Source organism: Anaerolineales bacterium (genome assembly GCA_037382465.1).
GTDB lineage: Bacteria > Chloroflexota > Anaerolineae > Anaerolineales > E44-bin32 > WVZH01.
In genome coordinates this window covers 1-9266 of record JARRPX010000103.1, presented here as the reverse complement: position 1 = coordinate 9266, position 9266 = coordinate 1, and the positions used below count along the sequence as shown (strand labels likewise).

The window sequence follows — 9266 nt, the reverse complement described above, 5'->3', positions numbered from 1 at the left end:
CGACAAACGTTCGACTCCACCACCATCTTTTGGAAATGGAAGTGCCTTTCGTCGATCCCGATGGATGTACGAAAATTACTCGCTTCGAATGCTTACGAGCTACTGCTGTTCTTCTTCCGGAATTATGATCATACAAATCAGGTAGAGCAAGATGCCCGGAACACCGCCCGGCAGGCCGAAAAGAACGAACAACAACCTGAACCATACGGGGTCTACGTCAAAATACTCCCCCAACCCCCCGCAAACCCCAAAGAGTATCCGATTCGAACGTGAGCGCTTGAGAGTTTTCGGTTCGTTTTCCATCGATCAAATCCTCCTCTTGGATTGACTTCATCGCCACATCCTTCGTCGCTTGACGCTGTCCGCAGTCAGCGATTCGCTGGATGTATCTGACATTCTACTTTACGTATAGAACACTGAAATCGTCGCGACGGGGCGCAGCTAACGGGGCAAAAATCTCCACGCTGCGGGTAGCAAAGTCAATTATGGATTCCGTTCGAATGCCCGCGAATCGAGTTCATCGGTACGGACCGGGCCGGATGAAGATCGCGATCATCGCATGAAAAAGAAACAACCCCTCGATAAGGAGGGGTTGTATGTCGATCATTGTATCGTCGCTCTAGTATTCCGGCATCGGCGGTGCCGCTGGCTTGTTTTCCTCTGGAATGTCCGTGATCAACGCTTCGGTTGTCAGGATCATGGCGGCGATGGATGCCGCATTTTCCAAGGCGCCCTTCGTGACCTTCGCCGGGTCGATGATACCCGTTTCGACCATGTCGAAGTAGTCTTCCTTGATCACGTCAAAGCCGATATTGACATTCTTTTCCTCGGCCTGTTTGCGGCGAACGGTCTCCAAAACTACCGCGCCGTCCTTCCCGGCATTTTCAACGATGCCCTTCATCGGCATCTCGAGAGCTTTACGCACGATGTTAATGCCGATGTTCGCATCTTCGTCCGAGTCCTTGAGTTTCTTGATCGCATCCAGCGCATTGATCAGCGCCACCCCGCCACCCGGGACGATGCCTTCTTCAACTGCAGCGCGCGTCGCGGAAAGCGCATCTTCAACTCGATGCTTCTTCTCTTTCAACTCGGTCTCGGTCGCAGCGCCGACGCCGATCACGGCCACGCCGCCGGCCAATTTCGCCAGGCGCTCCTGGAGCTTCTCCTTGTCGTAGTCGCTTGTCGAGCGGTCGATTTCGACCTTGATCTCTTCGATGCGGCCTTTGATCTTGTCGGCTTCCCCGGCGCCTTCGACGATCGTAGTGTCATCTTTGGTGACGACGACCTTACCCGCCTTGCCGAGATCGTTGACGGTAACGGATTCGAGTTTGCGGCCCAGCTCCTCGGTAATCACCGTCCCACCGGTGAGGATGGCGATATCCTGGAGCATCGCCTTGCGGCGATCGCCAAATCCGGGGGCCTTCACGGCGACGACGTTGAGCATACCGCGCAGCTTGTTGAGCACCAGCGTGGCCATGGCTTCGCCGTCCACGTCCTCTGCGATCACGACCAGCTCGCGCTTGCCGACCTGCACGAGTTTCTCGAGAATCGGTACGATGTCCGTGGCAGCTGAGATCTTCTTGTCGTGAATCAAGACGTAGGGATCCTCGATCACCGCTTCCATTTGCTCAGGATCGGTAACGAAATAGGGGGAAACGTATCCGCGATCGAACTGCATACCCTCGACGTACTCGGTTTCGAATTCCAATCCCTTCGATTCTTCAACCGTGATGACCCCATCCTTGCCGACCTTGTCCATCACTTCGGCGATCAAATCGCCGATTTCCGAATCCTGCGCGGAAATGGCGGCAACGGAGGCGATCTCCTCTTTCGTGGTAACTTCAATCGATTGCTTCCCGATTGCATCCGATGCAGCTTTGGACGCGGAAAGGATGCCGCGCTTCAGCAACATGGGATTGGAGCCTGCAGCGAGGCTCTTCAAGCCATCGGTGACGATGGCGTGCGCCAAGACCGTCGATGTCGTTGTGCCGTCTCCGGCGATGTCGTTGGTCTTGGTGGCGGCTTCTTTCAGTAATTGCGCGCCCATGTTTTCAAACGGATCTTCCAGCTCGATCTCCTTGGCCACCGTTACGCCGTCGTGGGTGATCGTCGGAGAACCGAACTTGCGGTCCAGGGCCACGTTGCGCCCCTTGGGGCCCAATGTCGTGGCTACAGCATTGGCCAGGGTATCTACCCCCGCCTTAAGACGCCTTCGTGCGTCTTCCGAAAATGCGAGTTGCTTGGCAGTCATTGCTCACTTGCTCCTATTATGAATTTATTCTTCCGGTCTCGTTGACAAATAATTTCCAGCTTCTTCTATCCGATGATGGCGAGAACGTCGCTCTCTTTCAAGATCAGATATTTTTCACCGTCGATCTTGATTTCCGTTCCCGCATACTTGGCGAACCAGACTTTATCGCCCACGCTGACATCCGGGGTGATACGCTCGCCTTTATCATCCCGAGCGCCGGGTCCAACGGCCATCACCTCACCTTTCTGAGGTTTCTCTTTGGCCGTCTCGGGCAGCACGATCCCGCTCGGCGTCATCTCTTCTTCCTCGAGAGGTTTGATGACCAAACGATCGGCCATCGGTTTGATATTGAGTGACATGCGGATCCTCCTATTGCATAGATTTATGTTGTTTGCAAACACGACTCGCAATTTAGCACTCTCTCGTTGCGAGTGCTAAATTGCTTCGAAAGTGTACCGAAAATACACTTCAATGTCAAGAGTTTTCGGTCGGGGTTTCCGTGGGTGTGGGGGTTATTTCCGGCGCACCGGGATTTGCACAAATGGTGCGGCCTTCATCCACGATGGCGATGACGATCGGATCGTTGCCGAATTGGGCCATTAATGCGCTGAAGATCCGTTCGGCATCGACGCAGGCGTTGGGGAATGCCTCCGTTCCAGCGAAGGCCGCCAGAACCGATCCATAGGTGTAATAGTATTCGAGCGTACTCGAATCGAGCTCGAGGCCGATCACTTCCCAGCCGACGTCCTCATCACTGGCTCCCACGCCCGTGCAGCGATAGATTTCCAGGTTGCACAGGATCTCACGATTTTCTTCCGCGCTGCATCCATCGAGCGCACAATGGAAGATCGGGATGGCGCTTTCGTAATTCCGTGCCTGGAAGTAAACGCTGCCGAGGCGGGCGTAGATTTCCGGGTTGGTTTCATCGATCAGCAAGGCGCTGCGTATGTTGACTGCGGCGATGAAAAACTGCCCTTCCTGGACGTAGGTCCTGCCGATCGCCAGATACGGGGTGGGATCTTCGAAACCGAGCTGCTGGTTGATCTTTGCCGCTTTATCGAAGGCCGCCAGGGCGGCGTCCACATCCCGGAGACGGCGATAATTCGCGCCGATACGCAAATAAAGGAAAGTCAGATTGGGATTGATTTCAACCGCTCGCTGGTAGGCTTCGATGGCCGTCAGATACCGTCCGTTGCTTTCCAGTACGGTGCCGTACACCCGGAAAACATCCAGTCGATCCTGCGCGGGCAGCAGCCCCGCGTTTGCAGACGCATCCTGCGCCAAATCCAACGCCTGGGCAAAACTGAGTTGATCGACCAGCACCTCGGCTCGAAACGCCAGCGCATACGGATCGCCAGGCGCAAGCTGAACGGCGCGCGTCGCGGCGATGTCCGCCTCAGCCAGAAAATCTTCCCGGCGATTTTCATCCCGAACGTCCGTCTGATCGGCGATGACCACGATCCGCCCGCTGATCGTCCACTCCCCTGGCTGGATGTCCTCCACTTCGCCCGAGAAGATGACGGTCTCTTCTTCATCACCGGCCACGCCCTCGGCCAGCAACCCGCTGAGCAGCTCGATCCGCCTTGCGATCAGCCGCCCGCCCTCCTCGATCGTGGCGATTACTCGCACTTGATCGCCAAGCCCGATCGGATCGGCGACTTCGGCGGCCGCGGACCAATCGTAGACCAGCGCCCGAATGGCCTGCACGCGCGCGTTGTCCTCGTCCGCGGCGACGGCGTTCTCGATCGACTCTCTCGCATCCGCCAGCCGGGAACGACGCAGCGCTTGCGTGGTCAGCAAGTCACTCGAGTAGGTTTGAACCCTGGCCAACTGCGCCCAAAGGTCGGCGTTTTGCGGTTCGAGTTCGGTGGCTTTTTCATAGGCGTTGATCGCACCCTGTAGATTTCCCGCCGAAAAATGGGCGAGCGCTTCCTCCGCATTCGAGGCTGCGGTTCGCGTGGGCGTAGGCGAGGGCAAGAAAAGGGGCTGCACCTGGCCGACCTGGAGCATGTGGGCCAGAGTCAGTCCGCCAGCGATAAGCAAGATGTAAAGCAGCATGCGCCAGGGATTGGATTTGTTATCCTCGCGTACGAGGGGTAAGCGTTCACCGGTCAGCCGCATGACTCATCCCGCTCCCCTACGACTCAGCCGTCGGTTCCGCTTCGGACGTCGGAACTGGTTCGCGTTCACCGCAAATCACCAGGCCTTCCTCTGCGTTGAAGACTGCGATTTCGTTGTCGGGCACGCCTTGCAGCAAGGCCTGAAAGATGGGAACGGCTTCTTCACAACGGTCGAGCTTCGCCAGCGCCAGACCATAGGTGTAATAAAATTCGACGACACGATCGTCCACAGCCTGTCCGGGTTCTGCCAGGGGCAGACCCACGATCTCCTGACCATCTTCAGCCGAGCCGCCTCGAATGGCCAGTTCCAATTGAATGACGGCATCTTCCAGCACGTTATTGTGATAATACATCCGGCCCAGATCACCTCGCAGACGAGCGTTCGTCGGCTCGAGGTCTACCGCGTCCTTGGCGAACTGACTCGCCTTGCCGTATTCACCGATGCGTGCGTAGGCCTGCGCGATACGACGCAGCGGCTCCACACTTTCCGGCGCCAGCGCAATGGCGTCCTTATAACTCTCCACCGCCCCGACCGTATCGCCTTGCGCCTGCAGCATGTTCCCGATGTCGATGTGCAGTCGAGGCAGATTCGGGTTGATCCCCTTTGCCGCTTCGTACGCTTCCACGGCCTGAGTGTAATTCCCGGTTCGCTCCCAGACGTAACCCACCGCCCGATGCGTTTCGAGCAAATCAGGGGCCAATTGGACGGAGCGTTCCGCCAATTCCAACGCTTCCTCATAATCGTTGATATTGTTGTCGATCATCACTTCCGAATAGAACGCAAGCACCAGGGCGGAATTCGGGTTGAGTTCGTAAGCGCGCTCAACTTCCCGTAACGCGGCAGCTATAAGATCGTTCTGTTCGCCCACGTTCTGCGATTGCTCGCCCGCGCGGAAATCGAGCGCCCATCCGAGCACCGCGTGCCCGATCGCGGACTCGGGATTGATGACCAGCGCATCCCGCGCGGCCGTCTCGGCCGCCGCGTATTTGCCTGCGAAAACACGCACCCTCGCCAGGTCGAGATGGTAACTGATCTCCCGCGGTTCGATCGCGATCGCCTGCAGATAAGCCTCTTCAGCCTGACCCAACTTACCCGACTGGAAGTAGCTTTCCGCTTCGATGATGTACAGCGCCGGGCTCCTCGTGGCGGTTGGGGTCGGGCCTACTGTGATCTCAATTTCCGGTACGTAAAATTGCCAGAAATAGACCACGCCTCCGACGAGAATCAATAATAATAGAACGCGCCAGGGATTGGAGCGCCGGGGGTTGGATTGCATCTTACCACCCCCTCTTCTACAGCGTCAAGAAAACATTTCCGGGGCGACACCCGCTGCCATCGAGAACAACTTCTGCCACAGAAACGCTTTCACTCAATGCGCTCGAAGTCATGGCTCAAAGCCGCTGAAACGAGCTCCCGGCGCGGAATCGGTACCGCGCCGGGGAAGCACAAACACTTGCAATAATTCCCGAGGACGCGACCTCAATTAGGGTATAATCCACCCCATGAATCCAAACGTTTCACAACCCCAGGAAGCGGACGATCAGGAACAGACGCAGCCGGTTTCCACGCAGTTCGCCCCACCTGACACGAACGCAGACGAGAGCCTGGAGACGAAACCGCGAAAACGTTGGCCGTGGTACGTCCTGATCTATCTCGCCGTGGTGCTCGCCGTGAGCGGTGTTGCATACCTGCAGGGCACGAACATCAAAGATACCCGCGAAGTTGAACAAGTCTCACAGTATCTTCTGGAGCAATTCGAACTTGGCATTCAGGACCTGGAAGCCGGCAGATACGAAAACGCTCGCCAGCGTTTCGAAGCCATCATACGCTTCGACCCAGCCTATCCGCAGGCCGAAGAAAAACTCATCGAAGCGTACGTTTTAGCGGAAAAACCGACTCCCGCTCCTACGGCGAGACCGACTTCCACCCCGGATCCTTCACCGCCAGATGAACTCTTCCGTCAGGCGCAAGAAGCGCTTGCCGCAGAGGATTGGACCACCGTCATCGAGAAGCTGCTCTCGCTGCGGAGTAAGGATCCAGGCTTTAATGCCGTTGAAGCCGACGGCATGATGTTCATTGCGCTGCGCAACCGCGGCATGGAACAAATTTCGCTCGGTCTCATGGAAGAGGGACTCTACGATCTCAGCCTTGCCGAGCGCTTCGGTCCCCTGGATCGAGACGCGATGTTTCGAAAGACGCTCGCAGAGCAGTATCTCCTGGCCAACAGCTATATCGGCCTGAATTGGTATCAAGCGGCCAATCTTTTCTACACGCTCTGCGTACAAGGTGCAACCACAGATTCCTGCCCCAAGTATGCTGAATCGGCCTGGGAGTATGGCGACCTGCTCTGGATCGCCGAAGACCCCTGCGGTGCCCAAGAATACTATGAAGGGTCGCTCGGAGCGGTTCCCAACAGTACGCTCGAACCCACCGCCACTGAAGCAGCGAAGGCGTGCCAGAAGGCGACAGCCCCGCCTCCGGCGCCTCCCACGCCCACCCCAACGGTCGAGGGCACTGCAGAGGAGCCGCCGCCCAGCGAGACGCCGACTCCGGAAGAATAGCTCACACCACAACCATACGAATTGTGCGAGGTCCGGGAAACCGGCCTGAAATTCGGATTCGACCCCACTTCTCAACATGGATCCGTTTGCGACGTCGGCGAATCGAAGTCATTCGGCACAATCCTTGCACACTTCATGAGGGACATACTTCATGAATTGAGGTGCATGTGGTTCACGGGTCTGTGCTTTTGTGGCTTGGCGTATCCCTTTTATATTTCGGCTTTGCCGGTGTCCTCGGCGTCATCGTAAAGCGTGCCGCCAGTAATTCCACCGCGAGCATGACCTTTCTGGCATGGCTGCACGGCACGTGCCTCTTCGTTCCGGCTTCGATCTTCGTGGTTTGGATGCCCGAAAGCACTCCCTGGATACAAATCCCCGTATTCCTCCTTGGCGTGAGCATCTCATACCTCGCTTACAAACAGCCTGACAACATCCCTCATCGTTTCTGGGGACGCACGTTCGCGCTGCGCTACTTCGGCGTCGCCATGCTTTTCGCCACCCTTTGGGGAGTCAGCCTGTTACTTACCGACGAAGTCCTACTCATCCTCCCGCTCACCCTGGCGACCAGTTTCGCCGGAACGGTCTCCTTCATCAGCGCACCGCGCATCTCCTGAATTCGACCCGAGTTTGCGGTACAATGAACCACTCGGAGCCGGAACTTCGAGATCGTCCGCGCAGGGATTCTTTTGTTTGAAATCACCTTTTTGGGCACCTCCGCCTCCGCCCCTTCCGTTCATCGGGGGTTGACCGCGCAGGTCGTAAGCTACCGCGATTACCGTTTCCTGATCGACTGCGGCGAAGGCACACAGCGCCAGATTCTTCGATCGGGAATCGGCTTTCGGCGTTTAAACCGTGTCTTGATCACCCACGGTCATCTGGATCACATTCTTGGCCTGGGCGGCTTGTTGTCCACCTTTTCTCGGTGGGAAACCCTCGAGCATCTGGAGATTTGGGCGGGGGCCTGGGCAATCGAGCGGATCGAAGATCTCATTTTCGGTGTGGTGCTGCGCGGCACGCGACCTTCAATCGAAATCGAGATGATCCCCATCGAACCCGGGATCCTTCTCGAAGACGATAACTTCAGACTCTCGGCGTTTCCCGTTTCGCATCGCGGTCCGGATTGCTTTGGTTATCTGTTCGAAGAAACCCCGCGGCGGCCCTTTCTGCCGGAGCGGGCGGAAGAGTTGGGGATTCCTCCCGGGCCCCTGCGCAAGGAGCTGGTCAGCGGAACATCGATAGCCCTGCCGGATGGCCGAACGATACATCCGGATGATGTACTCGGACCCGCACGCCGAGGAACGCGTCTGGTCCACGTGGGAGACTGCGGCAAAATCGACAACCTGCTCGAGGTCTGCCAGGAGGCAGACGCCTTGGTTATCGAGGCGACCTACCTCGAGTATGAAAAGGAGATGGCGAAGAAGTTCGGTCATCTCACGGCAGCGCAAGCCGCCTCGCTGGCCAAGCGCGCCGGCGTGGGGCACCTGTACCTCACCCACATCTCGCGCCGCTATCGCGAGAAGGACATCGCCGACGAGGCGAGCGCAGTGTTTCCGGACGCCACTGTCGCGAGGGACTTCGACACTTTTTCCGTCCGCAGGCGGGAGAAAGATAATGACTGAGCCGCAAACGACGCTGGAACCTTCGGCTCCACCTTCCGTACCGGGATCGTTGACCGGTTAGAATCAAGGCAGTAGAATCAAATTGACAGGATCTTGAACCTCATGCCGATTTACGAATACGTCTGTCTGGACTGTGAACATCATTTCGACGCCCTGCGTCCCATGCGAGATGCCGATGCGCCGATCGCCTGCACCGAATGCCACGGCGATCAAACCGAACGTTTGATCTCCCTATTCGCCGCACACAGCGAAGGGCGTGTTGTGGCAGGTAGCGCACCAGTCTGCAGCGCCTGCAACACGCACGCATGCTCTACGTGCGGCTCAAAGCCCGTTTAAAGGCGAAATCGACACATGGTATGTGTCGATGGATCAACTTTTCATTCCACAGTTCCTAACAAGTAATATGCAGCGCGGCCGCGCTGCGTTTTTGCTCGCGCATATGGTTATAGAGGTCGCACGCCTCTCGTGTGGCGAGTACGCGCATTTCGAGTCCCCCGGCTTCCACTTTAGCCCGTACGTTCCCAGGTACGCTCATGCGGCCGAATAACCCCGTTCCGATCACCAACAATTCAAGCCGATCTGCCAGCGCTTGCTGCAGATCCTCGAGAGCATACGTTTCGGCAAGATAATCATCGATGGTCATGCCTATAATCGGGACGTGATCGTGCTGCCGGATCGCGTTTTGCCCAACTGGTGGCGTGTGGAAGGACACTC

At 57.2% G+C, this 9266-nt stretch carries 9 protein-coding genes; 3 read left to right on the top strand and 6 right to left on the bottom strand.

From position 1 onward, the window contains the following. Positions 1–99 precede the first annotated feature (99 nt). The 5 genes from P8Z34_16700 to P8Z34_16680 form a co-directional block, all read right to left on the bottom strand. Entirely contained in the window at positions 100–303 is a 204-nt protein-coding gene (locus tag P8Z34_16700; protein ID MEJ2552312.1) for a PspC domain-containing protein, read from the bottom strand. Between the two features lie 316 nt (positions 304–619). Further along, the gene (groL, locus tag P8Z34_16695; protein ID MEJ2552311.1) at positions 620–2251 is read right to left on the bottom strand and encodes a chaperonin GroEL; all 1632 of its coding nucleotides are present in this window, start codon (positions 2249–2251) and stop codon (positions 620–622) included. A gap of 65 nt (positions 2252–2316) precedes the next feature. Further along, positions 2317–2610, bottom strand: a complete 294-nt coding sequence (groES, locus tag P8Z34_16690; GenBank protein ID MEJ2552310.1) for a co-chaperone GroES — start codon at positions 2608–2610, stop codon at positions 2317–2319. Between the two features lie 115 nt (positions 2611–2725). Beyond that, a complete protein-coding gene (locus tag P8Z34_16685; protein ID MEJ2552309.1) occupies positions 2726–4372 on the bottom strand; it encodes a tetratricopeptide repeat protein in 1647 nt (548 codons plus the stop codon). A gap of 16 nt (positions 4373–4388) precedes the next feature. After that, positions 4389–5648, bottom strand: a complete 1260-nt coding sequence (locus tag P8Z34_16680; GenBank protein MEJ2552308.1) for a tetratricopeptide repeat protein — start codon at positions 5646–5648, stop codon at positions 4389–4391. A gap of 226 nt (positions 5649–5874) precedes the next feature. Between P8Z34_16680 and P8Z34_16675 the strand changes: the two genes are divergently transcribed. The 3 genes from P8Z34_16675 to P8Z34_16665 all read left to right on the top strand — a co-directional run bounded on the left by P8Z34_16675 (position 5875) and on the right by P8Z34_16665 (position 8552). After that, positions 5875–6933, top strand: coding sequence for a hypothetical protein (locus tag P8Z34_16675; protein MEJ2552307.1), 1059 nt, complete (start codon positions 5875–5877; stop codon positions 6931–6933). Positions 6934–7100: 167 nt separating this feature from the next. Continuing rightward, the gene (locus P8Z34_16670; GenBank protein ID MEJ2552306.1) at positions 7101–7547 is read left to right on the top strand and encodes a hypothetical protein; all 447 of its coding nucleotides are present in this window, start codon (positions 7101–7103) and stop codon (positions 7545–7547) included. Between the two features lie 72 nt (positions 7548–7619). Beyond that, entirely contained in the window at positions 7620–8552 is a 933-nt protein-coding gene (locus P8Z34_16665) for a ribonuclease Z (protein MEJ2552305.1), read from the top strand. Between the two features lie 391 nt (positions 8553–8943). Here the strand turns inward: P8Z34_16665 and P8Z34_16660 are convergent. Next, on the bottom strand, positions 8944–9266 hold a 323-nt coding region (locus P8Z34_16660), incomplete at its 5' end, for an MTH938/NDUFAF3 family protein (GenBank protein MEJ2552304.1).